Genomic DNA, 25526 nt, shown 5'->3' on the forward strand with positions numbered 1-25526 from the left:
ACGGGTGATCGGTGGGTATAAATCCACGACCCGGCATGGATGGTGTATGCCACCACTGAGCGCACTCGACTGGATCGGGCTGGTCATCCCGTTCGTCGTGTTCTTCGTCATGCTGATCGTCTACTACGTCTGGGAGGGCCGTCGCGAGCGACGCCTCCGCGAGGAGTACGGGATCGAGAATGTGGAGTGAACTCCCCCTCCAGACGGGCGGGATCGCCGGCGGGGCCGGCGTCTGGGTGCTCGCCACTTTCGGGACCTATCTCCTCGTCCTGATCGGGATCGGGCTGTACGCCTCGCGGCTGACCGACTCGGTCGGCGACTACGTCATCGGCGGCCGGCAGATCGGTCCGGTGGTGACGGGCTTTTCCGAACGCGCCTCCGAGATGAGCGGCTGGCTCACCCTCGGGGTGCCCGGCGACGCCTACAACACCGGGATCATGGCCTTCTACAACGGGCTCGGGATGATCCCCGCGGATCTGCTGGCGTGGGCAGGTATCGCCAAACGGCTGCGCAAATACACCGAGATCGTCCGGGCGGTGACGCTGCCGACGTTCTTCGAGACGCGTCTGGGCGACGATTCGGGGCTGGTCAAGGCGACCTCGGCGGTCGTTCTGCTGGTCTTCGAGGGCGGGTACGTCGGCGCGCAGATCGTCGCCGCGGGCGTCCTCCTCGAGGTGCTGACCGGCGTCGCCCCCTGGATCGGGATCGTCGTCGGCGGGATCATCGTCGTCGGCTACACGATGCTCGGGGGTTACTTCGCCGTGGCGTGGTCCGACTACTTCCAGGGTGCGATCATCCTCGCGGCGTTCATCGCGCTGCCGGTGTTGGCCTTCGGGGCCTACGGCCTGCCCTTCGAGCAGATCGCAGCGACCGGGGGCGACGCGATGGTGAGCATCACCGCCGGGGCGAGCGGCTGGGCGGCGGTCTTCGGGATCATCAGCTACGCCGCGATCGGGCTGGGGATCCCCGGCAATCCCCACGTCATGGTCCGGTTCATGGGGATCGACCGGGTCAAGAACATCCGGCTGGCGGCGGTGGTCGCCCAGCTGTTCATGTTCGTCGCCTACATCGGCGCCGCGCTGGTGGGGCTGTACGCCTTCGCCGTCTTCGGCGGGGGCGTCGCCGGCGACGACGTGATGCCGCGGCTCACCCTCGAACTCTTCCCCGGCGTGATCGCGGGGATCATCCTCGCGGCCGCGCTGGCGGCGATGATGTCGAGCGCCGATTCACAACTCCTGGTCGCGACAAGTGCCGTCGTCGAGGACGTCTATCACGGCTTTCTCGACCGCGAGGCGACCGAGGCCCAGTTGGTGAGATACTCCCGGATCACGACGCTCGCGCTCGGGGCCGCGAGCATTGCCTTCGCCTTCCTCGCCCAGAACACCCCCGTCTACACGCTGGTGCTCGATTACGCGTGGGGTGGACTGGGCGCGGCCATCGGCCCGACGCTGATCGCGGCACTGTGGTGGAAGGGCGTCACCGCGGAGGGCTCGGTCACGAGCATGGTCGTCGGCACCACCACGATGATCCTCTGGACCCAACTGCCGACCGTCCTCGGGGCGTTGGGTGCGATGCCCGCGGAGTCCTCGGCGTTTCTCTACGGGTTGGTCACCGTCTACGGGCTGTTCCCGGCCTTTATCCTCTCGACGCTGACCTTGATCGCCGTCTCGCTTCTCACGACCCCGCCCGATGGCGTCGACGAGCAGTTCGAGGTCTTCGACAAGCCCCTGTCGGCGATCACCTCCAGGGGGAGCGCCGGCGGCACTCCCGACTACGTGACCGACGGCGGGACGCGGCCGAAGGCCGTCACCGAGGCCGACACCGTCCGCGCACACGTCCGGGCGTCGGGGTACTGGGACGACCACGAACACGACGATGAGCGGGCCAACTGAGCGGCTCGTCGGCGAGCGTCGCGAGCGCGCCGACCTGTCAGTGATCCCGCCGTCGATCGCCCGAGAGGAGGTCGACTCGACCGGGGCCGTCGGCGCGGTCGCGTACCCCTACCGGATCTACGAGGTGGCTGTCACGGTCCCGCGGCGTTTTTTCGGGGATCGACGCGAGGAGTACGTCGTGAGCGTCGACCGTGCCAGACGGCTCGCGGTCCGTGCCGATACCCTCCCCGAACCCGAACCGCGAGCCGTCGAGGACGTGCTGGTCGTTCCCACGGAGCTCTCGGCCGAACAGGCCGACGAGAAGGCCCGAGAGGCGGTGTTCGGGTGGTGTCTCCGGCGGTTCTCGATGGGCGATTCTCCCGACATCGCGATCGAGCGCGCTGTCGACGTCCACAAACTGTTCTGGCTCGCCGCCCGCCCCGACGGCGACGCCATCGTCGACAGCGTTCGGGGCTCCGCCGAACCGCTCGTCGAGTGACGGAATCCGGATGAACAATTACTATACAAATCCTGACTAGATACCTCCGTGAGAGCGCGTCATATGGTAGCATTTCTTCGGCAAGCTTCATGTCTACGAGCGATCTACGGCGGATATAGAGGAGATTTCAACCGATACCAAATGCAGCTCGAAAACATCTACAAATTCAGAAACGTTGGGTTGTTCGCGGTGGTTGCGCTCGTCTGGGGTGCGTCGTTTCCCGCGATCAACATCGGTCTCGAGTCGCTTCCGCCCGTCCTGTTTGCGGCGTTTCGCTACGACATCGCGGCGCTGTTGCTGTTCGGCTACGTCGCCTACACGGGGGCCGCCTGGCGGCCGACCACCTACGACGACTGGCTGTTGATCGGCCTCGGCGGCGTGTTGCTCGTCGGCGCGCACTTCGCGTTGCTGTTTACGGGCCAGCAGTACGTCACCGGCGGCGTGGCCTCGATCGTCCTGAGCCTGACGCCCGTGATGACGCCCGTGTTCGCGCTCGCGCTGTTGCCGAACCAGCGTCTGGGCCTCACCGGCGTTGCCGGGCTCGCGCTCGGCCTCCTCGGTGTGGGAATCATCGCCCAGCCGAGCCCCGAGGCGCTGGCGGGCGGTCAGCTTTACGGGGTCGGCCTGCTCGTGTTGAGCGCGACGAGCTTCGCGCTCGGCGCGGTGCTTACGGTCCGGATGCGGACGACCCTGCCGATGCTCTCGCTGCAGGCGTGGATGATGGGCGTCGGGGCGCTGTCGCTGCACCTCACGAGCGCGCTCCACCCCGCCGAGTCGTTCGGGGCCATCGAGTGGACCGCCACGGGGGTCGGGGCCGTGCTCTTCCTCGCGGTCTTCGCGAGCGCGATCGGCTATCTGGCGTACTTCGACCTCCAGGAGCGCGTCGGCCCGATCGAGACCAGCCTCGTCAGCTACGCGACCCCCGTGGTGGCGACCGCGAGCGGCTGGGCGCTGCTGGGCGAGCCCGTCACCGACGCGACGCTGCTCGGCTTCGCCGTGATCGCCTTCGGCTTCTGGCTCTGCAAGTGGTCGACGTTCACTTGGAAGGTCACCGGACTGACCGGTCGCATACGCCACCGCCGGGCGTCCCGCTCGCCCGATCTGGTGGTCGTCGGTACGAGCGTCTACTACCGGGACTGAAAACGGTCTATCGGCGCTTTTGCGCACCACCTGCCACACCGACGCGCCCCTAAGTAGCGCCGCGCCCTCGTAGCGAGTGTCATGTCACTCGAAGGCGAGTCCGCACCCGATTTCACGCTCGAAAGCACCGCCGGCGAACCGATCACCCTCTCGGAGACGCTCGAAGAGGGGCCGACCGTCGTGGTGATCAACCGCGGGTACTGGTGTAGCTTCTGTGCCGAACAGTTGCAAACGTTCAGCGAGGTCTCCTACGACCTCTGGTTCAACGACGGTGTGGATATCCTCCCGGTCGTCCCCAGCCCGCTCGGCCGCGTCACCGAGATGCGCGACCGCTACGATCTGGACATTCAACTACTGGCCGATCCCGACGGCGAGGTCGCTGAACGCTACAGCGGCACCGAGGAGACCAAATACGGCGTCACCGGCATTTCGGGCGTCTACGTGATCGACTCGGAGGGCGAGGTGCGCTACGAACAGGTCGCCGACGACCTTACCGACCGGGTGTATGGGAACTGGATCCGCTATTTCATCCGCAACGAATTCGAGGACCCCTTCTGAATCGCCGGGTCTATGCGAGCGGTGACCGATCTCCGAGCATGGACACCGCACTCATCGTCGGCGGCACCCGCTTTATCGGCCGCCACACGGTCCGAGAGCTACTGGATCACGAGTACGAGGTGACGATCTTCAACCGGGGCAACCACGAGAACCCCTTCGCCGGAAACGACCGGGTAACCCACGTCGAGGGCGACCGCAACGACGAAACCGCCCTAGAGACCGCCGCAGTCTCGGTCGATCCCGACCTCGTGATCGACTGTATCGCGTACTACCCCGAGCAGGTCCGCGCGGCCACGGAGGTCTTCGCCGATGCCCGGTACGTCTACGTTTCGAGCGGCTCCTCGTACGGGGTCGAACACGTCCCGAAACGCGAGGGCGAGACGCCGCTCGAAGCCTGCACGCCCGAGCAGGCGACCGACGACTCGCCGGCGACCTACGGCGCGCGCAAGGCCGAGGGCGACCGGGCGGTCTTCGAGGCCGCAGAGCGCGGCGTCGAGGCGATGGCCGTCAGGCCCTGCATCGTCTACGGACCCTATGACTACACCGAACGCCTCGATTACTGGATCGACCGGGTGCTGAATCACGACCGCGTGGTCGTGCCCGGCGACGGCCAACACCTCTGGCACCGTGTCTACGTCGGGGACGTCGCGAGCGCGCTGCGGATCGTCGGCGAGTCCGGTACTGCGGGCGAGGCCTACAACGTCGGCGATCGCCAGCTGCTCACGCTCGAAGAGACGCTCGAAACGATCGCCGAGGTCGCGAAAACGGAGGTCGAAGTCGTCACCGCGGGCGAGCGCGAACTCGCCACCGGCGGGCTCTCGCCCGACGATTTCACGCTCTATCGGGAGTACCCACACGTCATGTCGACGGCGAAACTATCGGATCTCGGTTGGGAATCGACGCCAATCGGGGAAACGATGGCCCGCACCGTCGCGGAACACGAAGAGAGCGACCGCGACGGGGCCGAGTACGACCCCGGTCGCGAGGCCGAAGAACGCGTGCTGGGCGTGCTCGATACGCTGTAGGTCCGTGGATCGAGCCGACGCCGAGTCGGCGATCGGTCGTCGGGTTCGAAGTCAAGAGCAAACGGTTTGGCCGGCGGGCGTCTCCTCCCCGTATGTTCGAGAAATCCAGCTGGATCCGCCTCCCGCGGAACGTACTCATCGGCCACGGCGTGCTCGACCGGGCCGTCGAGGCGATCGACGAGCTCCACCTCACAGGTCGGCCGCTGATAGTCACCAGCCCGACCCCCCGAGAGGTCGCCGGCGACCGGGTGATCGAGGACTTCGGGGATCGAGGGATCGAGCCGGCGGTCATCGTCGTCGAGGAGGCGAGTTTCGCGGCCGTTCAAGAGGTGATCGAGGCGGCCCGAAGCGAGGAGGCGGGCTACCTCATCGGGATCGGCGGCGGAAAGGCCATCGACATCGCGAAGATGGCCTCCGACGAGATCGGAACCGGCTTCGTCTCGGTCCCGACCGCCGCGAGCCACGATGGGATCGTCTCCGGACGGGGCTCGGTCCCCGAGGGCGACACCCGTCACTCGGTGGCCGCGGACCCGCCGGTGGCCGTCGTCGCCGACACCACCGTGCTCGCGAACGCGCCGTGGGAGCTGACGACGGCGGGCTGTGCGGACATCATCTCGAACTACACCGCGGTGAAGGACTGGCGGCTCGCCAATCGCCTCCAGAACGTCGAGTATTCGGAGTACTCGGCGGCACTGTCGGAGATGACCGCAGAGATGCTCGTGGGCAACGCCGACTCGATCAAGCGCGGGCTCGAGGAGTCGGCGTGGATCGTCACGAAGGCGCTGGTCTCCTCGGGCGTCGCGATGTCCATTGCGGGGTCTTCCCGACCGGCCTCGGGCGCGGAACACCTCTTCAGCCACCAGCTCGACCGGATCGCTCCCGGGAGAGCGCTGCATGGCCATCAAGTGGGGGTCGGCTCGATCATGGTCGAGTACCTCCACAGCGGTGAGAGCGGGCGCTGGAGTGCGATCCGGGACGCCCTGTCGAGCATCGAGGCGCCGACGACGGCCGCCGAGCTCGGGCTCGACGAGGAGGAGGTGCTCGAAGCGCTGACGAGCGCCCACGAGATCCGCGACCGCTACACCATCCTCGGCAACGGGATGAACGAGCGGGCGGCCCGCGAGGCGGCGACCGTCACCGGCGTGATCTGAGAGGGATTGTCGTAGGAGTTCATAGGTTTCCTGTCCGGATATCGAACCACGGTGTCGGCTCCCGTGAGGCGAACCATCCGGATGGCGACGATACACCCTCCGAGTCACTCCGCCTCTTCGGTCGGGAGCCAGTCCTCGTCGGCGTCGGTTCGTCCCGCCAGAACGGCGTTGAAGATCGCCCCCAGAAGCAGGATCAACCCGCCGAGATAGAGCCACGTAAGCACCAGCAGAACCGCACCGGCGACCCCGTAGAGCGCGACGCTGTCGGAGGTCGTCGCGTACACCCGGAAGCCGAGCGCCGAAAGCGTCCACGCGACCGCCGAGAACGCCGCGCCGGGCATCGCCTCGCCGAGGGTAACCGATTCGGCCGGAAAGCGGTAGTACATCGGGAGGAAGGCGAGGAAGAAGGCCCCAAGCAGTAGGGGAACGCTGAGCACCGAGACGGCGACGTTGTCGACGACGAGCGCGAGCGCGACGCCGACCCCGCCAATCAGCGAGAGCGCGACCAGCACGATCGCGAATATGAGGAGCGAATCGGCGATTTTCCGGAGGCCCGACCGTCGCTTTCGCGTGCCGTAGATCTCGCTGAACGCGATGTTCACGGCTTGAAACATCGTCGCCGTGCTGTAGAGGAAGATGCCCGCGGCGATCAGTCCCGCCCGGGTCCGGGCCCCTCCGTTCCCGGCGACCTCCGCGATCACGGGTTCGATCTCGGCGGCACGGAGGCCGGTGATCGATGCGAGCACCCCCGCCGTCGTCCCGGGACTCTGGACGATCGAGACGCCGATCGTGAGGAGCAACAGGAGGGGGATCAGCGAGTTGAAGGCGTAATACCCCAATCCGGCGGCCGTGACGGTGATGTGCTGTTCCCTCCCGACGGCGATCGACGCCTTTAGCGCGCGAAGCCACTCGCGGTACTCCCCCATCAAGTCGACCCACAGCGACCAGCGGGGAAACCCCTTCGAATCGTGGGCGGTGGGTCTTATGGCGCTGGCGACGGAGCGGGGAGTATGGCGGACGATTACGACCACGACCGCAGGCTGGTTTCGGGCTGGGAGGGGCGCTACTTCGAGGACTTCGCCGTCGGCGATATCTACAAACACCCCTACGGGCGAACCGTCACCGAGACCGACAACGTCTGGTTCACCAACCTGACGATGAACCTCAACCCGATGCACTTCAACGAGGCCTACGCCGCCGAAACGGAGTTCGGCGAGCGCCTCGTCGATGGCACTTTCACTATTGCGCTCGCGGTGGGGATGAGCGTCATCGACATTTCGATGAACGCCACCGCCAACCTCGGCTACGATAGGATCAGACATCACGCGCCGGTCTTCCACGGCGACACGATCTTCGCCGAGAGCGAGGTCCTGGAGAAACGCGAGAGCAGTTCTCGAGACCACGTCGGGATCGTTACAACGGAACTCCGGGCGTACAACGAGGACGGGACGAAGGTGCTCTCCTTGGAGCGCACCCCGATGGTGCTCAAACGCGAATACGCAGAGCCCTCCCCGGAGCAGCCGACGGGGTGGCCCGAGGGCGTCGGCACCCAACCGGAGGGTCTCGGTTAGACGTACTCTTCGAGGAACGTCGCGATCCTCGTGTAGGCCTCGATACGGTTCTCGAGTTTGGTGAAACCGTGGCCCTCGTCCTCGAAGATCAGCGTCTCGACGGGGACGTGCTCTTTCGCACGCTCGGCGATCTGTTCGGCCTCCCCCACGGGGACTCTCGGGTCGTTCTCGCCGTGGAGGACGAACAGCGGGGCCTCGATCGAGTCGATGTTGTTGATCGGCGAGACGGATTCGAGAAACTCCCGGTCGCGTTCGAGAGATCCGTACTCGGCCTCGCGGAGTTCGCGCCGCCAGTCGCCGGTATTCTCGAGGAACGTCACGAAGTTCGCGATACCGACGATGTCCACGCCGGCGGCCCACAGGTCGGGGTACTCGGTGAGCGCTGCGAGTACCATGAACCCGCCATAGGAGCCGCCGAGCGCGACGATCCTGTCGGGATCGATTGTGGACTGGCTGTGCAGCCACTCGACGCCAGCCCGGATGTCTGCAACCGAGTCCATGCGCTTTTCGACGTCGTCCAAGTGGGTGTACTCGCGACCATATCCCGACGAACCGCGGACGTTGGGCTCGAAGTAGGCGTAGCCCCGATTGAGGAAGTACTGTTTGACCGGGCTGAACGAGGGCCGGCGCTGGCCCTCGGGCCCGCCGTGGATGTCGACGATCACCGGCGTCTCGCCTGCGGACGCGTCGGCGGGCAGCGAGAAGAAGGCGGGGATCTCCCGGCCAGCGCGGGACTCCGTCCCGCGGGCGGACGGGTTTTGCCCGTCAACGTCGAACGACTCGAAACGCACGAGTTCGGAGGAAGCGAATCGCTCACGGGGGATCCCGCCGGTGGCGGCGTCGGTCCAGCGTTCGGTCTCGCCCGTTTCGACGTCGACCACGTAGACGTTCGTGTTCTCCGTGTTGCCGGTCGCGCTCACCGCAAACCGCTCGCCGTCGGGTCCGAAGCTCACTCCGCCGGCGACCCCCTCGGGCAGGTCGGGGGCAGGGAACTCGTGGATCTCCGTCTCGCCGATGAACTCCCCGACAGTGAGTTCCGCGTAGCCCTCGACGTTGCGTGAGTAGACGATTCGCCCGCTTTCTTCGTCGATCGCGACCCCATCGACGTTCCAGTCTCCACCGTCTTCGACGACGTCCAGATCACCCGTCCCGGTGTCGAGTCGCGCGAGATACAGCGTGTCGCTATCGAGGTCGGTCACGAGGTAGATTCCTCCGTTCGGTCCCCAGCTCGTGCTCTGAAAGCGAACGGCCCCTTCATGCGGCGTCAGGTGGGTCAGCTCGCCCGACTCGATATCGAGGACGAAGACGTCCTGATCGAAACTGGAGGAGGCCTCGGTGACGATCAGTCGCGAGTCGTCGGGACTCCACCCGCCGACTTCGAGCCAACCCTCGCCCTCGTGGATCAGTTCTGCCTCCTCGCCGCGCTCGTTGCGGCCCTGGGCGTAGATATCGAAGACGGCCTCGTCGCGACGGTTCGAGGCGAAGGCGAACCGGTCGCCGTCGTGAGACCACCCGCCAAAGCGGTGTTTGGCGCTCGGCTTATCGGTTAAGGGATCGATCATGCCATCCTCGTCCAGTAAAAAGAGTTGCTGACGCTCGTTACCGCCCCGATCCATCCCGAAGACGAGTTCGGGGCGTGTAGGCGAGAAGGCGGTGAAGGTGACGCGCTCGTCGTCGAAGGTGCGCTGGTCGGGCCACGCCCGGGGAGAGTCGAGCGACCAGACCTGCGGAACGCCCGTGGTATCCATCAGGAAGGAGAGCCGATCGCCCTCGGGGCCGAACGACGCCCCGTAGGCGTTGCGGACGTTGAGATAGCGTTCGAACGGGTATGCCATGTGGCGGCCTGTCGCCGGATTCGCATAGGGTTTCGGGTCGCGGAACCCGGCCGTGGCGTTTATTATATGTCAATATAACATGTAGTGTATGAAACAATCCCTCCACGACCATCCGGGGGTTCACGACGCGCTGTACGCCCGGAAGCCCTACGCGGAGGAGGTGGCGTTCGCCCTCGAGCGAGCGCCCGCGGCCGACCGGGCGCTCGTCGTGGGCTGTCGGACCGGCGAGCACGTCCGGCGGTTCGAGGCCGCCGGCGTGGATGCCGTCAGCGTCGACCCGTCCCCGGCGATGGTCGAACGCGCGCGCGAGCGGTCGGATTCGACGTTCCACGTCGGGGGGCTGCCGGGGCTGTCGGTCGATGGGGAGTTCGATCTCGTGGTCGCGCCCTTCATGACGGTGAACCGCCTCGCGGCCGACGAGCTGGAGCCGGCGCTGGCGGCGCTCGCGGACCGCGTGGGCGAGGACGGGGTGCTGGTGCTCGACACGGGCGAGTACCCCGACATGGAGTCGCCGACGCTCCGGACCGCGGGCGGGATCGAGAATGACGACGGAGAGATCGGGGGCGCCTGTGCGCTCTTCGAGCAGTTCCGCCGGTTAGACGGCCGGGAGGTGCGCGCGGAGTCGGTCGTCCTCCACGGGGAGTCGTGGTTCGTCGACGGCCACGAACTGGTTGAGTTCGAGAACGACGAGATCGGGACCCGCCTGGCCGACCTGGGGTTCGTCGTCAAGCGCGAGGACTGGCTCCCCGACCCGACGACGCCGGCCGAGTCCTCCGTGTTCGTCGCCAGCCGGTAGACGATTCCCCGTTCGGCTACACGAGCCAGTAGCGGGCCACGAGCGCGAAAAAACGGGCGGGGCGGTGTGCGTCTACTGGCCGTCGCCGGTCTCGATCGGGGTGCGGATCATGCTGCCCCACTCGGTCCACGAGCCGTCGTAGTTGCGGACGTCCTCGAAGCCCAGCAGTTCGCGCAGCGCGAACCACTCGATCGAGGAGCGCTCGCCGACGCGGCAGTAGGCGATGGTCGACTCCTCGCCGTCGACGCCGGCCTCGGCGTAGAGCTCGCGCAGTTCGTCGGCGCTCTTGAACGTGCCGTCGTCGTTCAGGATGGTCGCGATGGGGACGTTGCTCGCCCCGGGGATGTGGCCGGCGCGCTGGGCGGTCTCGTTGAGCCCCTCGGGCGCGATGACCTCGCCGCTGAATTCCTCGGGCGAGCGCACGTCAACCATCGGGAGCCCCTGCTCGATCGCGGTATCGACGTCGTCGCGGTACGCACGGATCGACTCGAAGGGGCCCCGGGCGTTGTACTCCTGGGCGTCGAACTCGGGTACCTCGTCGGTCAGCGGGTAGTCGTTGTCGACCCAGTAGCCCTTCCCGCCGTCGAGCACCTTCGCGTCCTCGTGGCCGTAGTATTTGGCCTGCCAGTAGGCAAAGAGCGCGAACCAGTTGGGAACCCGGCCGCCGCCGTAGAAGACGATGGTGCTGTCCTCGGTGATGCCGGCCTCGCCCATCGTCTCTTCGAAGGCGTCCTTCGAGAGGATGTCGCGGGTCTGCTGGTTCGTGAAGTCCTCCTCCCAGTCGAAGAAGATCGCGCCCGGCGCGTGGCCCTCCTCGTAGGCGGTGTACTCCGAGTCCGCCGTGACGGTGGGGTTGTTCACTTCCAGCAGTCGATACTCGGGGTCGTCGCTCTGGAACTCCTCCAGATGGTCCTCGACCCAATCCGCACTCACGAGCACGTCGTTATCATAATCGGACATACGGGTCGGCCTACGTCCCCTACCCTATCAGGTCTTATGGCGGCGGCCGCATACGTCGGTTCACCCTGAAAGACGCAATATTGCCCGCTATCGGTCACCGTTTGCGGCCTCGACCGCCCGGACGGCGGCGACGTTCTCGGGGACGTCGTGGACCCGGACGATATCCGCACCGCGTTCGGCCGCGATGGTCGTCCCGGCAATGGTTGCCGCCGTTCGGTTCTCCGAATCGCGGCCGATCCGGTCGAACATCGATTTATGCGAGTGACCGATCAGCACGGGACAGCCGAGCGCGTGGAACTCCTCGACCCGCCCGAGGATCTCGAAGCCCTCGCGGGCGCTCTTCGCGAATCCCAGCCCGGGATCGACGATGATCTTCTCGCGATCGAGCCCGGCCTTCTCGGCGAGCAACACCCGTTCGGTGAGTTCGCCGATTACGTCCTCGACCACGTCGTCGTATGCGACCTCCCGGTCGGGGTCGACCGGCGCGTCGAGGCTGTGCATCACGATCAAGGGCGCGTCGTACTCGGCGGCGACGAACCGCATCTCGGGGTCCTCGAGGCCGGAAACGTCGTTCAGTATGTCCGCACCGGCCTCCATCGCCGCGCGGGCGACCGCGGCCTTGCGCGTGTCGACCGATACCAGCGCGTCGAGGTCCGCAATCCGTTCGACGACGGGGACCACGCGCTCGATCTCCTCCTCCGTGGGGACAGGATCGGCGCCCGGTCGGGTGCTTTCGCCGCCGACGTCGATGACATCCACACCGTCCTCGACCATGCGTTCCGCTTGGGCGACCGCGTCCTCGACGCGCTCGTACTCGCCGCCGTCGTGGAAGCTGTCGGGCGTGACGTTGAGGATACCCATCACCGCGGTGCGGTCCTCCCACGGATACCCATGCGAGGCGGGTTCGACCCCGATCCTGAGGGCCTCGCGGACGTTCCGGGCGACGACCGGCAGACCGTAGGGCTGGCCCTCGAGCTTCTCACAGAGGCGTTTGAACTGCGCGAGCGTGCCCATCAGGACCACGTCGATGGTCTCCTCGTCCTGGTCGTTGAGCCCTGACTGGGCGCACTCCCCGCCAAGCGAGAGCATCTCCTCCTTCAAGTATTGGGCCTGCCGGCGCTGGACGCGGGTCTTGAGCACGCGGTGGACGGCCTTTCCGCGCATCCGCCAGACGCCCGCCGAGGTCACATGCGAGCCCTCCAGTACCGAACGGGCCTCGCCCAGATCGCGAACTCGCTTGGGGATCTCGGCGCGCGTCCAGTGCTCGCGGGCCTCCGCGACGGCGAACAGCGAGCCCGCCACGAGCACGCAGTCGTCGGGCCCCGCCTCTTTCAGCGCGCGGGTGAGCGCCCCCGAGACCGCCCCGCGCGTTTTGACGTCCTTGACGCCGCGCTCGGCGAAGACGCGCGCGAGCACCTCGCGGTCCTCCGCCCGGTCGAGATCGGGCTGGGTACAGACGACGTGATCCGGTTCGGGAAGCGCGTCGGCCATTCCTCTGTGATCCTTCTCGTGCATCGCGCCGACCACCAAGAAGAGGTCGTCGTACTCGAACTCCGCGAGGGTTTCGGAAAGCGCCTCGCAGGCCCCGGGGTTGTGCGCGCCGTCGAGGATAGTGAGTGGCTCCTCGCCCATCACCTCGAAGCGACCCGGCCAGTGGGCGTTTCTGAGCCCGCGCTCCAGTTCGGCCTCGGACGCGCCGACCTGTCGGGCGAGCGCCGCCGCGATCCCTGCGTTTCGCGCCTGATAGCTCCCCAACAGCGGGAGCCGGGTCTCGACGGCCCAGTCGGGACCCGAGAGCGCGACCGCGCTCTCGACGTGGTTGGTCCGCCCGCCGTACTCCGTGCTGACCTCTGCCTCAGGGCCGACCGTCAGGACCTCGCCGGCCTGTGCTTCGATGGCCGCGAGCGCCTCGCCCTCGGCGGCCGTCACGAGCGGTCCCTCGGCGGGCGCGACATGGGCCTTATCGCGGGCGATCTCCGCGATGGTGTCGCCCAGAATGCCGGTGTGTTCGAGTGTGACGCTCGTCACCGCGCTCGCGACGGGGTCGATCACGCTGGTGGCGTCGTATCGGCCGCCGATCCCGACTTCGAGGACCGCGACGTCCACGTCGCGACGGCCGAACTCCCGGAGCGCCATCGCGGTCATCACCTCGAAGAAGGTGGGGGCCTCGCCTTCGGCCGCGCGCTCGATGACGTGGGGTTCGATCGACTCGACGAACTCTGTGAGGGCGCCTTTGGTCATGGGGCGGCCGTCGACCTGCACGCGCTCGCGGACGTCGTCGAGATGCGGCGAGGTGTAGAGCCCGACGGATAGCCCGGATTCGCGGAGGACCGACTCGGTCATCTTCGCGGTACTCCCCTTCCCGTTCGAGCCGGCGACCTGGACGTATCGGGGCCCCTCCTGTGGGTCATCGAGGTAGTGCAGGAGCTCGGCCGTCGACTCCGTGCCGGGTTTCGGACGGAAGCGCCGCAGATCGAAGAGGAAGTTCGCGGCGTCGTGAAACTCCATGTACGACAGGAAAAACGGGGCGTGCTTAGGACTATCGGAGGGTGCTATTCCAGCGCCTCGTCGGGCCGAACCGTCCCGCGCTCGATGACCTCCGAGCGCTCGGCATGAGCGCGCGCGTTCTCGACGTAGTGGTCGGCGGCGGCCGCAAACACGGCGTCGTCGAGTTCCTTCACCGGCTCGGCAGGTGCGCCTGCAACCAGCGTTCGAGCCGGTACCGCAGTCCCCTCGGTGACGGTGCTGTTGGCCGCGACGACCGCCTCTTCTCCAATAACCGCGCCGTCGAGGACGATCGCGCCCATCCCGACGAGGCTTCGCTCGCCCGTCTCGGCGGCGTGGACGATCGCGTTGTGGCCCACCGTAGTATGGGCCCCGAGTTCGACACCCTCGTGGAGGGTGGCGTTGTCCTGGACGTTCGCGCCCTCGCGCAGGGTAATGGTGCCGTGGTCGCCCCGTAATACCGCGCCGGGCCAGACGCTCGTCTCGGCTTCGAGCACCACATCGCCGATGACGACCGCGCTCTCGTCGACGTAGGCCGACTCGGCGATCTCCGGTACTGTGCCGTCGAAGGACCTGATCATATATACAAAATAGCCAGCTCGTACAAATCCATTTTGTTAAGTAATAATCACATCTATAAAATTTTATATACTAATATACAGATATGAAAAAATACTAAATATTTATTACAATTATTTTAATATACAAATATGGTATATGATAGTCGAGATTTCATGAAACAAGCTGCCCCGTTTGGCGATCTTTGCGGTGAATTAAACAAGTCTCTTTATGATGTATATGAGGATGGGAAGTGGGTCTATAAATCGAATCGGTATCAATCTAGCGAAAAAGATTGTATGAACGATCTAATGATAGATCTATCAAAAGTAAAATGTTATGGGTATGCATGGGAAGATAACTTAGAGGACATTCAAAGCCATATATTATATCATATTATACAGAATGCATCCAGTAATAAATCAGCGCTTAACGATTTTTTCTCAAGATACAGTGGTGACTTAGAGAGTATAGAAAGAAATCTCACCAATGGATGGAGGGATGAATTTGCACTAAACGACCCAATTGGGAAGGATGAAGGCGAGAGAATGAAGACAGTAGAATGGCGAATTACGATGTGCTACTATTCAATATTTAAAGCACAGAGTGCATTAATGCACTGCAGATTTAACAAGATACGCGAGAATGCAAAAGGTGGGTCACATGTGCAGATGTGAAAAAACATCGAAAAGAAATGATGAGCCATCTTCAAGGTGACCTTTATGTGTATCCATTCATGCTATTTCCTCAAAAACACGATATACAGAATTCTTGGTTTGATCAAACCGTCCCCTATCCAATCTCAGAGGGGGAATATGCGGAGCAGAATAGTATTATTAAAAGAAAAGCAAAAAAGAATATGAAACAGATCTATGAGAATTTTCGAGAGCTTGAAGATATAGACACAAAAGGAGTGTATACGTTTTATGATATTCTATTGCAATTCCGAACGTGGGCAAATTATAAGCATGGAGGTGTATTTAGCTTGTTGTATGGAGAAGGTTATAAAAAAGCGATCGATGATGCACTTCGCCTGCTCGCATTCGTGGGATTAGCTATCGCAGAGGTTGGGATAATTATGTCTCAAGGTTATGAATATTTTGAGGACATGTTAGATGCATTCAGAGCAAGTGCATCAGATGGAGTTTCAGATTCGGATAAAATAGTGAATAAAAGAGCGGAAGCATACAAAAGAACATATTCTGAGTCGAAATTTAATCTCATTTAACTCTTAATCAGTCGTGGCGGAACGCCCGAGAACCGGTGAAGACCATCGCCATGTCGTGTTCGTTCGCGGCGTCGATCACGTCCTCGTCGTTCACGGAGCCACCCGGTTGAATCACCGCCTCGATGCCGGCCTCGTTGGCCTCCTCGATACCGTCGGGGAACGGGAAGAACGCGTCAGAGGCCATGACCGCGCCCTCGCTGTCCTTGCCCTCGGCGTGTTCCTCCGCTTTCATCGCCGCCAGCCGAACGGCATCGACCCGGCTGACCTGCCCCATCCCGACGCCGACCGTTTCAGTATCCTTCACGAACAGGATCGCGTTCGACTTGACGTGTTTGATGGTGTGCCACGCAAAGAGCAACGACTCGAATTCGTCACTACTCGGCTCGCGCTCGGTGACGACCTCCAGGTCCTCACGCGCGAGGTGCTGGTCGTCGGCCTCTTGGACCAGCCGCCCGCCTTCGAGTTTCTTCTCCCGCAGGGCGGGTTCCAGATCGCCGAACGGACCCACGTCGAGCACCCGGAGGTTCTCCTTCCCGCGGAGGACCGCGAGCGCGTCCTCGCTGTAGTCGGGCGCGACGACGACCTCCTTGAACGAGTCGACGATCGCCTCCGCCGTGCGCTCGTCACACGTGCGGTTCAGCGCGACGATCCCCCCGAACGCGCTCATCGGGTCCGTCGAGAGCGCGCTGTCGTAGGCCTCGCTCACGGAGTCGGCCGTGGCGCATCCGGCGGGGTTCGTGTGTTTGATCACCGCCGCAGCGGGCTCCTCGAACTCCTTGATGAGGCCGAGGGCGGCGTCGGCGTCGTTGTAGTTGTTGTACGAGAGCGCCTTCGCGCCCTCGTTCAGTTGTTCTGCGTGGACCACCGTCGCGCGCTCTTCGGTTTCATCGCGATAGAGCGCGGCGGCCTGATGGGGGTTCTCGCCGTATCGGAGTTCGTTTCCGCGGTCCTCGCTCGTGATCCGGCGGGCGGGGAACTCCTTGTCCTCGTCGCTCTCGACGTGAACCTCGCCGTCCTCTACTTCGACCGTTCCCTCGGCGACCCAGCGCACCGCGCGGGGGTAGGCGCGGAACTCGGCGTCGTAGAGCACGCGTTCCTTGAGACTCGCCTCGTCGTCGCCCTCGTAGACCGGCACCGCCTCCTGGGTGACGATGGGTCCCGCGTCCACGTCCTCGGTGACGATATGCACCGTACAGCCCGTGACCCGCACGCCCGCCTCCAGAACCGCCTCGTGGGCGTTCATCCCCGGGAACGAGGGCAAGAGCGCGGGGTGGACGTTCAGCGTCAGCGGCGCGCCCTCGAGGAACTCCCGCGTCAGCACGCGCATGTAGCCGTCCAAACAGACCAGATCGAGGTCGTACTCCGAGAGCGCATCGAGGATCCGGCGCTCGTGGGACTCGCGGGATTCGTCCTCGTCGCGTTCGACGACCTCGGTGGGGATCCCTCGGTCCTCGGCCTTGTCCAGCACGGGCGCGTCGGCGTGGTTCGACAGGACCACTTCGAGTTCGGCCCCGCCGGGTGCGCCGTCCGCGATGTGCATGAGGTTTCTCCCGCGATTGCTCGCCAGCCCCGCGACCTGTGTCATACCTCCAGAAGCGACCGCGAGTTCAAAAGTCGTTGCGGTCTCCACGGACAAACTATCCAGTTTCGTGTATAACTTTACCGAAGAGACGGGGTTAGATACCGTATTCTATGCACGAGAGTGGTTCGACACCGATACGGTTTTGCGGCGGGCGTCGGTATCCCGGCGTATGAACGAGGACCAGCGTTCGGACCCGCTGTACGCAGTCTCGCCGCTCGACGGGCGGTACGCGTGGCGGACCGCACCGATTTCGCCCTACGCCAGTGAGGCCGCGCTCATGCGAGCCCGTGTGCGCGTCGAAGTCGAGTACCTCATCGCGCTGTCGGATCTCGACGCTACGCCACTGGAGATCGACGACGAGAAGCGGGCGACGCTGCGGGAGAGCTACGAGGGGTTCAATCGGGAAGACGCCCGGCTGATCAAACGCATCGAGACGGAGGGCTACGGCGAGTACAGCGCGACCAACCACGACGTGAAGGCGATCGAGTACTTCGTGCGCGAGCGCCTGCCCGAGGGTGTCGGCGAGCAGTGGATCCACTTCGGGCTCACGAGCGAGGACGTGAACAACCTCGCCCACCGGCTGCTGTTGAAACCTGCCGTCGAGGAGGTGCTCACCCCCGCGCTCCGAGACGTGCGCGATGCGCTCGCCGACCTCGCACGCGAGAACCGCGCGGTCCCGATGCTCGCGCGGACCCACGGCCAGCCCGCGACGCCCACCACGTTCGGCAAGGAGATGGCCGTCTACGCCGCGCGACTCGCGAAGGCGCTGAGCCGGATCGAGGGCGCCGCTGACGAGCTTTCGGGTAAACTGGCGGGGGCCTCGGGCACCTACGCCGCACACACCGTTGCGTATCCGGAGGTCGACTGGCGAGCGTTCTCGCAGGAGTTCGTCGAGGGACTCGGTCTCGAACACGTTCCCCTCATCACGCAGGTCAACCCGTGTGACGACCTCGCTGAACTCTTCGACGCCCTGCGGGGCGCGAACGACGTCCTGCTCGACCTCGACCGGGACGTCTGGCTCTACGTCTCGGACGGGTATCTCGGCCAGCGAACGGTCGAGGGCGAGACGGGCTCCTCGACGATGCCCCACAAGGTCAACCCGATCGACTTCGAGAACAGCGAAGGGAACCTCTCGAAGGCCAACTCCGACCTGACGTTTCTCGCCGACTACGTTACCACCTCCCGGCTCCAGCGGGACCTCTCGGATTCGACGGTGAAGCGAAACATCGGCGCGGCGATTTCCCACTGTCTGATCGGCTACAGGAAATGCGAGACCGGGCTCTCGAAGGTGACGCCCAACGAGGCGGTCATGCGCGAGGAGCTGGAGGAGAACCCCGAAGTGATCGGCGAAGCAGTGCAAACGATCCTCAGACGGGAGGGCCACACCGACGCCTACGAGCGAGTGAAGGCGTTGACACGGGGTCAGCGCACTTCCCTCGACGACTTCAAGGCGCTCTTTGAGGACCTCGACGTCGACGAGCGCATTCGTGAGGAACTGATGGAACTGACGCCCGCGGGCTACACCGGGCTGGCGGAGGAACTGGTCGGCGAACTCGACGAGTAGCGGCCTCCATCCCTAGAGGTCCGAACGCCGTCCCGACCTCACCGCCACGGGAGGCGATCCGACAGGGCTCGAATCGGGAGAGGGTATATAGCTGTCAACGACTATGGATGAGGTATGGAAACGTGAACCATGCAACGGGCAGGGGGTGCACTGGTCGTCCTCGCGGTGCTGTTGTTGGTCGGCCTCCTACCCGGAGTCGCGCTCGTTCCGAACCTTCCGGGGGCCTCGATCGCGATTATCATGCTCGCGGTCGGTACGCTACTGATCGGGGTCGCCCGCGAGCGTCGTCCGGTCTAGGTCGGTCGGGAGAGCGCCTCGGTTAGGATTCGGGCCGCTCGACGAACGTCCGTTACCCGGACGTACTCGCGCTCGCCGTGGGCGACCGCTCCCCTCTCGTCGGCGAGGACGCCGGGTCCGAAGACCACCGTGGGGGCCTCGTTCGCGAAGTAGGAGGCCTCCGTCGCGGCGGTAAAGGGGCGGACTTTGCCCGCACCCGCCGCCCGCAGCGCCTCGACGACTGCGGCGTTCGGGTCGGTTTCGAACGCCTCCAGAAAGGGCGTCTCGCGCTCGGTAAAGCGAAAGTCGGCCTCGATCTCGGGCACCCGCGATTCGAGGTGGGCGACCAGCGTCTCGGCGAACGCCTCGGTCGTTTCGGGCGGGACGCTTCGACGGTCCAGCGTGATCCGACACTCGCTCGGCACCTGGTTGGTCGCCGACCCGCCCTCGATCATCGTCGGGGTGAGCGTCGGACCACCGAGGTCGGGATGGGGCTCGGCGTCCGCGTCGAACTCTTCGAGGGCGAGGAGAACCCGGCCCGCGTCGGAGACGGCGTTGTGGCCCGTCTCGGGTTCGGCGGCGTGGGCGTTCTCGCCACGGACGGTGAGCGTTCCCTGAAACCGGCCCTTCGCGGCGGTACAGATGTCGGTGTCGGTGGGTTCGCCGACGATACACCGATCGAAATCGAGCGCGAGGGCGTGTGCGCCCGTCGAGAGGGTTTCCTCGTCGGGCGTGACCGCGAGCGTGAGCGTCCCGTCGGGGTCACAATCGAGGAAGGCCGCGAGCATCGCCGCGAGCGGTCCCTTCGCGTCACAGGACCCCCGCCCGCGGATCACGTCGCCGTCGCTCTCGAAGGGGACGTGTGGCGAGACGGTGTCGATGTGCGTGTTCAACAGGGTGTGGGGAGAACCCTCGCCGCGCGAGGCGATCACGTTCCCGGCCCCGTCGACGCGCGGTTCGACGCCGTGCTCCGCGAGGGTTTCGCACAACAGGTCGCGCATCTCCTCGACGCCCTCGTTCGAAGGGATTTCTACCGCTCGTTCGAGGAACTCGATCGGGTCGAAACTCACGGGGCCACCTCGCCCCGTCCCTCGAACGCGACGGGACCGGAGAGGACTGCGGGTCCGTTCTCGGGCACTTCCACGAGCAGTTCACCGCCGGGCGGCGAGACGGACACACGCTCGTCCTCGACGAGCCCCAGTCGCTTCGCGACCACCGCGATGGCGACCGCACCGGTGCCACACGAGCGGGTCTCGCCCTCGACACCGCGCTCGAACGTGCGCTGATCGAACCCCCGCTCGCTCCGACTGGCGAGGTTCACGTTCGCGCCCTCCGGAAAGACCTCGGCGTGGCGAACGGGCGGGGCCATCGACGCGAGATCAACAGTCGAAACGTCGTCGACGAAAACGACGGCGTGGGGAACCCCTGTATTGACCGCCGTGACCTCCCATCCCTCGACTTCCTCGCGGATCAGCGACTCCTCGCGCGCAAGCGGAATTTCGGACGGAGCGAACGAGGGCACGCCCATCTCGATCTCGATGACCTCCTCGCCCACGCGGGCGTACCGTTCGCCAGCGGGCGTGTCGATAGCGAACTCGTCGGTTTCGAGCCGCCTCGCAGCCCATTGGGCCGCACATCGTGCGCCGTTGCCACACATCGCCGCGGTGCCGCCGTCGGGCTGGTACAGCCGCATTCGCACGCGATCCCCGCCCTCGATCGAGAGAACGAGCACGCCGTCGGCTCCCCGACGGCCGTCGACCTCGACGCCCGTCTCGCGGTCGCAGTGAGTGATCGCGAACGCGCCCCAGTCGTCGACGGGCTCGCTCACCTCGCAGACGAGGAAGTCGTTGCCCGTCCCGTGGTACTTCTCGAATGCTACAGCCATGGGACCTCCCGTTCGAGCCGCGTCACGTCCGCGACGGTCTCGCGGCGCCGATCCACCGCGCTCTTGTCGTCCTCTATCACTGCCGTAGCGGGGCGCGGGCGGCTGTTGTACTGGCTCGCCATTTCGTACCCATATGCTCCCGCGTTGCCGATCGCGAGCAGGTCGCCGCGGGCGGGGTCGGGTAACTCGTAGCTCCCGAAGACGTCCCCGCTCTCGCAGATCGGACCGGTCACGGTCGCCTCGACGGTCTCGCAATCTCCCGTGCCGGCGAGCGAGCGGATCGCGTGATGGGCGTCGTACATCGCCGGCCGGGCCAGCGTCGTCATCCCGGCATCGACGCCGACGACCAGTTCATCGCCGGCGGGTTTGACCGTGTTCACCCGGGTGAGCAGGACGCCGGCATCCGCGACGAGGTAGCGGCCGGGCTCGACGACGAGCGTCGCGTCGACCTCGCCGAGTGCCTCGCGGGTCGCGTCGGCCACCGCCGCCAGATCGAGGGGGTCCTCAGCCTCGCGGTAGGGCACCCCGAACCCGCCGCCGATATCGACGAACTCCAGGCCGAGATCGGTTCTTCGAGCTAACTCGCCCATCCGCGAGACGAGTTCGCGGTGGGCCGCGAGGTCCTCGCCGCTGATCCCGCTGCCGGCGTGGGCGTGGATCCCGACGACGTCGAAGCCCCGTTCGTCGGCCTCGGCGAGGAGATCGGGCGCGCGCTCGATGGGGACGCCGAACTTCGCGTTCGCCCCAGTCGAGACCTTCTCGTGGTGGCCCGCACCGACGCCGGGATTGACCCGAAGACAGAGCCGGCCCGAAAAGCCCCGCTCTGCGAGCCGGTCGATCGTATCCTTGGCCCCCGCAGTGACCGTCAGCTCGGGGTGTTCGCGGGCGGTCGAGACGGCGTAATCGAGGTCTTCTTCGGGCGGATTGACCGCGGTGTACTGTACGCGTTCGGGGGGAGTCCCCGCCGAGAGCGCGCGCTCGACCTCGCCCGCGGAGGCACACTCGATTCCCGCGCCGGCTTCGACGAGCGTCCCCAGCACCGCCGAGGCGGTGTTTGCCTTCGCCGCGTACATGACCCGTCCCTCGGGAAAGGCGTCGGCCATCCGGGCGTAGTTCTCGCGGACCCGTTCGAGGTCCTGAACGTACAGCGGTGTTTCATGGGTATCCGCCAGCCCTTCCAGACGGGCGGCGTCCCACTCGGCGAGCCGCCGTACTGGGGAACTCATTCCCGCAGGGCCTCCTCCCGACGGGTCGCGTCGAGGGTTTCATCCTCGACATCAAGCGCCACGACGGCGGGCTTGTACGCCCCGCCCTCGAAGAGGTCGTGATCGCCCAGCGAGGACTCGACGTAGCGGGTAAAGGCCCGTCGTTCGGGTGGGAGTTCGCCGTAGAGGACCTCCTCCTCGACCAGATCGTAGACCGGGATCCGGGGCGTAAGAAGGGTGTTCTCGCCGACGATGGAGTCCTTGCCAACGACGAATCCCGAGGTCACGCGACAGCCGGCACCGAGGGAAACGCCGTCCTCGACCACCACAGGGGCGCTCTCGACGGGTTCGAGGACGCCACCGATGAGCGTGTTCGCACCGAGTTTCACATTATCGCCGATCTGGGCGCACGAGCCGACCGTATCACAGGAGTCGATAAGCGTGCCGTTTCCTACGAAAGCGCCGACGTTGACGAACGCCGGACTCATCAGGATCGCGTCGCTGCCCACGTAGGCGCCGCGCCGGATCACGGTGCCGTCGGGCGTGTTCCGGGTACCCCGCTCGCCCAGGTCCGCGGTGTCGCGCAGCGGCAGGACGTCGTGGTAGGTCACGTCGCCGTAGGTTCGTGGATGGGTCTCGCGCAGCCCGAAGTTGAGCAGAATACCGCGCTTGACCCACTCGTTGGCCTCCCACTCGCCCGCACGCTTTTCTGCGGCCCGGACTTCGCCGGCTTCGAGCGCCGCGAGGAAGGCGTCGAGCGTGTCGAGGTGGTCGGTCGTCGCCGTCTCTGAACTGACGTCGTCCCGCCGATACTGTTCCCACAGGGCCGTAATCTCGGTTTCGAGAGTCATGACTGACTATCGGGCAGGGTGTCTGAAAAGTCGTACCATCCCGGCGAACGTCCCGCGAGCCACTCGGCCGCATCGAGTGCCCCCGCCGCGAACACCCCACGACTGCCCGCCCGGTGGGTGAGCCGAAGCTCCTCGTGGTTGCCCGCGAGCAACACCTCGTGCTCCCCGCTGATGTCGCCCGCGCGCCGGGCGTGGACGCCGATCTCGCCCTCCTCACGGGGAGCGTCGCCCTCGCGACCGTGGACCCGGGGGGATTCGCCCCGGGTCTCGTCGATCGTGTCGAGCACCCTGTTCGCGGTCCCGCTGGGGGCGTCGCGCTTGCCGTTGTGGTGGGTCTCTGTGAGTTCGACGTCGTACTCGGGTAGCGCGGCGACGGCCTCGCGGACGGCGCTCAAGAGCCCCTGGACCCCGCGGGCGAAGTTCGCCGCCTGCAAGACGGGAATCGCCTTGCTGGCCTCGCACAGCTCCTCGTAGTGCTCTTCGGAGAAGCCGGTCGTGCCGACGACTGCCGGGACGCCGGCTGCTGCACAGTCGGTTACGTACGAAACGCTCGGGTCGGGTAGCGTGAAGTCGATGGTCGCGTCGGGCTCTCGCTCCTCGAGCAGCGTCGCGAACTCCTCGGCGGGCTCGATCGCCACGCCGGCGTACTCGCCGGTCGAGCTGTGGCTCACCCCGATGACCTCGTGGCCCGCCTCGCGGGCGGCGTCGATCACTTCCCGGCCCATCCGGCCCGTCGCGCCGGTCACGGCGACCTTCATGCTTCGAGTTCGAGCTCGGGGGTCGGTTCGAGATCGCTCAACAGGTCCTCCAGTTCCCCGCGAACCCCCTCGGAAGCCCGCGAGAGCGGCGAGCGCAGGTGCGGTTCGCAGTGCCCGCGCATGGCCATCGCTTCCTTCACTGGAATGGGGTTGGACTCCTCGAACAGCGTCCGCATCAGCCCGCCGAGCTCGTGGTGCAGCGACCGGGCCCGCTCGTAATCTCCCGCGAGTGCTGCTCCGACCATCGCACAGGTGCGTTCCGGTTCGACGTTCGCGACGACGCTGATGGTGCCGGTCCCGCCCACCGAAAGGGTCGGAAGCGTCATCGCGTCGTCGCCCGAGAGGACACTGAAATCGGCCTCGCGGGTCCGCTCGACGACCTCGCTGATCCGTCCGAGGTCGCCGCTTGCGGCCTTGTAGCCGACGATATTCTCGTGGTCTGCGAGCGAGACGGCGGTCTCGACCGCGATGTTTCGTCCCGTGCGACCGGGAACGTTGTAGATTATCTGAGGGAGATCGACCGCGTCGGCGATCGTTCTGTAATGCTGTTCCATCCCCGCCGGTTCGGGACGGTTGTAGTACGGCGAGATCAGGAGCAGGCCGTCGGCACCCGCCTCCGCCGAGCGCTCCGAGAGTTCGAGCGCTTCCGCTGTGTTGTTGCTCCCGCTTCCCGCGATCACGGGGACGTTTTCGACGGCCGCCGAGACGCACTCGACGACCTCAACGTGTTCGTCGTGGGAAAGCGTCGCGCTTTCACCTGTGGAGCCGACCGGAACGAGGCCGTCGACGCCCGCGCGTTCGAGGCGCTGGGCGTCGGCACTGAGTGATTCGAAGTCGATGCTGCCGTCGTCGCCGAAGGGCGTCACCATCGCCGGGAAGACGCCGCTGTAGGGTTCGTGTGCTGTCATTGGTTCGGTGGTTTCGATGGTTCGGTGAGGTGGTTTGCGTGCGGTTCACGGATCGGGCCACGGACGGGGTCGCTACCCCCGCCGGAAGCCCACCTCACACGCGTTTTTTGAAAAGAGCGCTGGGCGACACGCTGTCGGCCTCCGAACCCGTGCGTGTCGGTCGCGTCATACTCCCATACCTGCCGGCGGACCACTTAGCCCTTGCGACCCGAGCGAGCGTTGCCACCCCGACGAATTCGGTCCACATAGAAGTCTGATGAACTAAACGAAGCGTTTTATCGCCTGCCCCGAGAGAGTCCGGTATGACGGTCGTCCATCCGAACCAGCGTGTCGCCGTACTGGCCGACTCGCAGAACCTCTATCACTCCGCACACAGCCTCTACTCCCGAAACATCGACTACTCCGCGCTCCTCGAGGAGGCGGTCGGGGGCCGCGAACTCGTCCGCGCGATCGCCTACGTGATCCGTGCCGATTCCCCCGAGGAGGAGAGCTTCTTCGAGGCGTTGATCGACATCGGCTTCGAGACGAAGATAAAGGACATCAAAACCTTCGGCGACGGATCGAAGAAGGCCGACTGGGACGTCGGGATGAGCCTCGACGCCGTGACGCTGGCCTCCCACGTCGATACCGTCGTCCTCTGTACCGGCGACGGCGACTTCTCCCGGCTGTGTTCGCACCTGCGCCATCAGGGCGTGCGCATCGAGGTGATGGCGCTGGGTCCCTCGACGGCCGACGAACTGGTCGAGGCGACCGATTCGTTCGTCGATCTGACCGAGCGCGAGGAGACGTTCCTGTTGTAG

The 25526-nt window shown here is 65.4% G+C and carries 26 protein-coding genes; 14 read left to right on the forward strand and 12 right to left on the reverse strand.

The window, feature by feature from the left end; translation table 11 throughout:
- Positions 1 to 46: 46 nt before the first annotated feature.
- The 7 genes from HAPAU_RS21485 (at position 47) to HAPAU_RS01435 (ending at position 6244) form a co-directional block, all read left to right on the forward strand.
- On the forward strand, positions 47 to 190 hold the full coding sequence (locus HAPAU_RS21485) for a hypothetical protein (RefSeq protein WP_169802603.1): 144 nt from the start codon (positions 47 to 49) through the stop codon (positions 188 to 190).
- Complete coding sequence (locus HAPAU_RS01410; protein WP_066378627.1) at positions 180 to 1892, forward strand: sodium/proline symporter; 1713 nt, start codon at positions 180 to 182, stop codon at positions 1890 to 1892. Before HAPAU_RS21485 ends, HAPAU_RS01410 begins: the two co-directional genes overlap by 11 nt.
- A complete protein-coding gene (locus HAPAU_RS01415; RefSeq protein ID WP_066378629.1) occupies positions 1876 to 2370 on the forward strand; it encodes a hypothetical protein in 495 nt (164 codons plus the stop codon). The genes HAPAU_RS01410 and HAPAU_RS01415 overlap by 17 nt, the downstream gene beginning before the upstream one ends.
- A gap of 141 nt (positions 2371 to 2511) precedes the next feature.
- Positions 2512 to 3510 carry a DMT family transporter gene (locus tag HAPAU_RS01420; protein ID WP_066378631.1) on the forward strand — a complete coding sequence of 333 codons (999 nt, stop codon included), beginning with the start codon at positions 2512 to 2514 and terminating at the stop codon, positions 3508 to 3510.
- An 81-nt stretch (positions 3511 to 3591) separates the two neighbouring features.
- Positions 3592 to 4068 (forward strand): peroxiredoxin family protein, encoded by a 477-nt coding sequence (locus HAPAU_RS01425; protein WP_066378633.1) that lies wholly within the window; start codon positions 3592 to 3594, stop codon positions 4066 to 4068.
- Between the two features lie 38 nt (positions 4069 to 4106).
- A complete protein-coding gene (locus HAPAU_RS01430) occupies positions 4107 to 5093 on the forward strand; it encodes an NAD-dependent epimerase/dehydratase family protein (RefSeq protein WP_066378636.1) in 987 nt (328 codons plus the stop codon).
- Positions 5094 to 5185: 92 nt separating this feature from the next.
- Positions 5186 to 6244, forward strand: a complete 1059-nt coding sequence (locus HAPAU_RS01435; RefSeq protein ID WP_066378641.1) for an NAD(P)-dependent glycerol-1-phosphate dehydrogenase — start codon at positions 5186 to 5188, stop codon at positions 6242 to 6244.
- A gap of 104 nt (positions 6245 to 6348) precedes the next feature.
- Here HAPAU_RS01435 and HAPAU_RS01440 read toward each other — a convergent pair whose 3' ends face one another.
- Positions 6349 to 7170, reverse strand: a complete 822-nt coding sequence (locus HAPAU_RS01440; protein WP_066378642.1) for a YihY/virulence factor BrkB family protein — start codon at positions 7168 to 7170, stop codon at positions 6349 to 6351.
- Positions 7171 to 7254: 84 nt separating this feature from the next.
- Between HAPAU_RS01440 and HAPAU_RS01445 the strand changes: the two genes are divergently transcribed.
- Positions 7255 to 7815 (forward strand): MaoC family dehydratase, encoded by a 561-nt coding sequence (locus tag HAPAU_RS01445; protein ID WP_066378647.1) that lies wholly within the window; start codon positions 7255 to 7257, stop codon positions 7813 to 7815.
- Here the strand turns inward: HAPAU_RS01445 and HAPAU_RS01450 are convergent.
- A complete protein-coding gene (locus tag HAPAU_RS01450; RefSeq protein WP_066378650.1) occupies positions 7812 to 9650 on the reverse strand; it encodes a S9 family peptidase in 1839 nt (612 codons plus the stop codon). The two genes, HAPAU_RS01445 and HAPAU_RS01450, sit on opposite strands and share 4 nt — an antisense overlap.
- An 88-nt stretch (positions 9651 to 9738) precedes the next feature.
- On the opposite strand from HAPAU_RS01450, the gene HAPAU_RS01455 reads away from it, so the two are divergent.
- Positions 9739 to 10446, forward strand: coding sequence for a class I SAM-dependent methyltransferase (locus HAPAU_RS01455; protein ID WP_066378653.1), 708 nt, complete (start codon positions 9739 to 9741; stop codon positions 10444 to 10446).
- A 72-nt stretch (positions 10447 to 10518) separates the two neighbouring features.
- Here HAPAU_RS01455 and HAPAU_RS01460 read toward each other — a convergent pair whose 3' ends face one another.
- From HAPAU_RS01460 to HAPAU_RS01470, 3 genes are all read right to left on the reverse strand, one after another.
- The gene (locus tag HAPAU_RS01460; RefSeq protein WP_066378655.1) at positions 10519 to 11406 is read right to left on the reverse strand and encodes a sulfurtransferase; all 888 of its coding nucleotides are present in this window, start codon (positions 11404 to 11406) and stop codon (positions 10519 to 10521) included.
- An 87-nt stretch (positions 11407 to 11493) separates the two neighbouring features.
- Complete coding sequence (folP, locus tag HAPAU_RS01465; protein WP_066378661.1) at positions 11494 to 13914, reverse strand: dihydropteroate synthase; 2421 nt, start codon at positions 13912 to 13914, stop codon at positions 11494 to 11496.
- A gap of 44 nt (positions 13915 to 13958) precedes the next feature.
- Complete coding sequence (locus HAPAU_RS01470) at positions 13959 to 14492, reverse strand: gamma carbonic anhydrase family protein (protein ID WP_066378668.1); 534 nt, start codon at positions 14490 to 14492, stop codon at positions 13959 to 13961.
- 153 nt (positions 14493 to 14645) lie between these two features.
- On the opposite strand from HAPAU_RS01470, the gene HAPAU_RS20800 reads away from it, so the two are divergent.
- Positions 14646 to 15146, forward strand: a complete 501-nt coding sequence (locus tag HAPAU_RS20800) for a hypothetical protein (RefSeq protein WP_157078404.1) — start codon at positions 14646 to 14648, stop codon at positions 15144 to 15146.
- Entirely contained in the window at positions 15143 to 15697 is a 555-nt protein-coding gene (locus HAPAU_RS01475) for a hypothetical protein (RefSeq protein WP_157078405.1), read from the forward strand. The genes HAPAU_RS20800 and HAPAU_RS01475 overlap by 4 nt, the downstream gene beginning before the upstream one ends.
- 7 nt (positions 15698 to 15704) lie before the next feature.
- Here HAPAU_RS01475 and purH read toward each other — a convergent pair whose 3' ends face one another.
- Positions 15705 to 17282, reverse strand: a complete 1578-nt coding sequence (gene purH / locus HAPAU_RS01480) for a bifunctional phosphoribosylaminoimidazolecarboxamide formyltransferase/IMP cyclohydrolase (RefSeq protein WP_066378671.1) — start codon at positions 17280 to 17282, stop codon at positions 15705 to 15707.
- Positions 17283 to 17448: 166 nt separating this feature from the next.
- Here purH and purB point away from each other — a divergent pair, with 166 nt between their 5' ends.
- Together purB and HAPAU_RS21490 are read left to right on the forward strand one after the other, a co-directional pair.
- Entirely contained in the window at positions 17449 to 18843 is a 1395-nt protein-coding gene (gene purB, locus HAPAU_RS01485) for an adenylosuccinate lyase (RefSeq protein WP_066378674.1), read from the forward strand.
- Between the two features lie 129 nt (positions 18844 to 18972).
- Positions 18973 to 19140, forward strand: a complete 168-nt coding sequence (locus tag HAPAU_RS21490) for a hypothetical protein (RefSeq protein ID WP_169802604.1) — start codon at positions 18973 to 18975, stop codon at positions 19138 to 19140.
- On the opposite strand, the gene HAPAU_RS01490 is transcribed toward HAPAU_RS21490, so the two are convergent.
- Genes HAPAU_RS01490 through dapA form a run of 6 tightly spaced genes read right to left on the reverse strand, consistent with a single transcriptional unit; the run spans position 19137 to position 24726 of the window.
- Entirely contained in the window at positions 19137 to 20189 is a 1053-nt protein-coding gene (locus HAPAU_RS01490) for a M20 family metallopeptidase (protein WP_066378676.1), read from the reverse strand. The two genes, HAPAU_RS21490 and HAPAU_RS01490, sit on opposite strands and share 4 nt — an antisense overlap.
- On the reverse strand, positions 20186 to 21004 hold the full coding sequence (gene dapF, locus HAPAU_RS01495; RefSeq protein WP_066378678.1) for a diaminopimelate epimerase: 819 nt from the start codon (positions 21002 to 21004) through the stop codon (positions 20186 to 20188). Before dapF ends, HAPAU_RS01490 begins: the two co-directional genes overlap by 4 nt.
- Positions 20995 to 22230 carry a diaminopimelate decarboxylase gene (gene lysA / locus HAPAU_RS01500; RefSeq protein WP_066378680.1) on the reverse strand — a complete coding sequence of 412 codons (1236 nt, stop codon included), beginning with the start codon at positions 22228 to 22230 and terminating at the stop codon, positions 20995 to 20997. The genes dapF and lysA overlap by 10 nt, the downstream gene beginning before the upstream one ends.
- Positions 22227 to 23060, reverse strand: coding sequence for a 2,3,4,5-tetrahydropyridine-2,6-dicarboxylate N-succinyltransferase (locus HAPAU_RS01505; RefSeq protein WP_066378682.1), 834 nt, complete (start codon positions 23058 to 23060; stop codon positions 22227 to 22229). Before HAPAU_RS01505 ends, lysA begins: the two co-directional genes overlap by 4 nt.
- Positions 23057 to 23818, reverse strand: a complete 762-nt coding sequence (dapB, locus tag HAPAU_RS01510) for a 4-hydroxy-tetrahydrodipicolinate reductase (RefSeq protein ID WP_066378684.1) — start codon at positions 23816 to 23818, stop codon at positions 23057 to 23059. The genes HAPAU_RS01505 and dapB overlap by 4 nt, the downstream gene beginning before the upstream one ends.
- Positions 23815 to 24726: a 4-hydroxy-tetrahydrodipicolinate synthase gene (dapA, locus tag HAPAU_RS01515; RefSeq protein ID WP_066378688.1), complete on the reverse strand. Its 912-nt coding sequence runs from the start codon at positions 24724 to 24726 to the stop codon at positions 23815 to 23817. The genes dapB and dapA overlap by 4 nt, the downstream gene beginning before the upstream one ends.
- A gap of 302 nt (positions 24727 to 25028) precedes the next feature.
- On the opposite strand from dapA, the gene HAPAU_RS01520 reads away from it, so the two are divergent.
- Complete coding sequence (locus HAPAU_RS01520; protein ID WP_066378690.1) at positions 25029 to 25526, forward strand: LabA-like NYN domain-containing protein; 498 nt, start codon at positions 25029 to 25031, stop codon at positions 25524 to 25526.

The sequence above is a fragment of the Halalkalicoccus paucihalophilus genome (assembly GCF_001593955.1).
GTDB lineage: Archaea > Halobacteriota > Halobacteria > Halobacteriales > Halalkalicoccaceae > Halalkalicoccus > Halalkalicoccus paucihalophilus.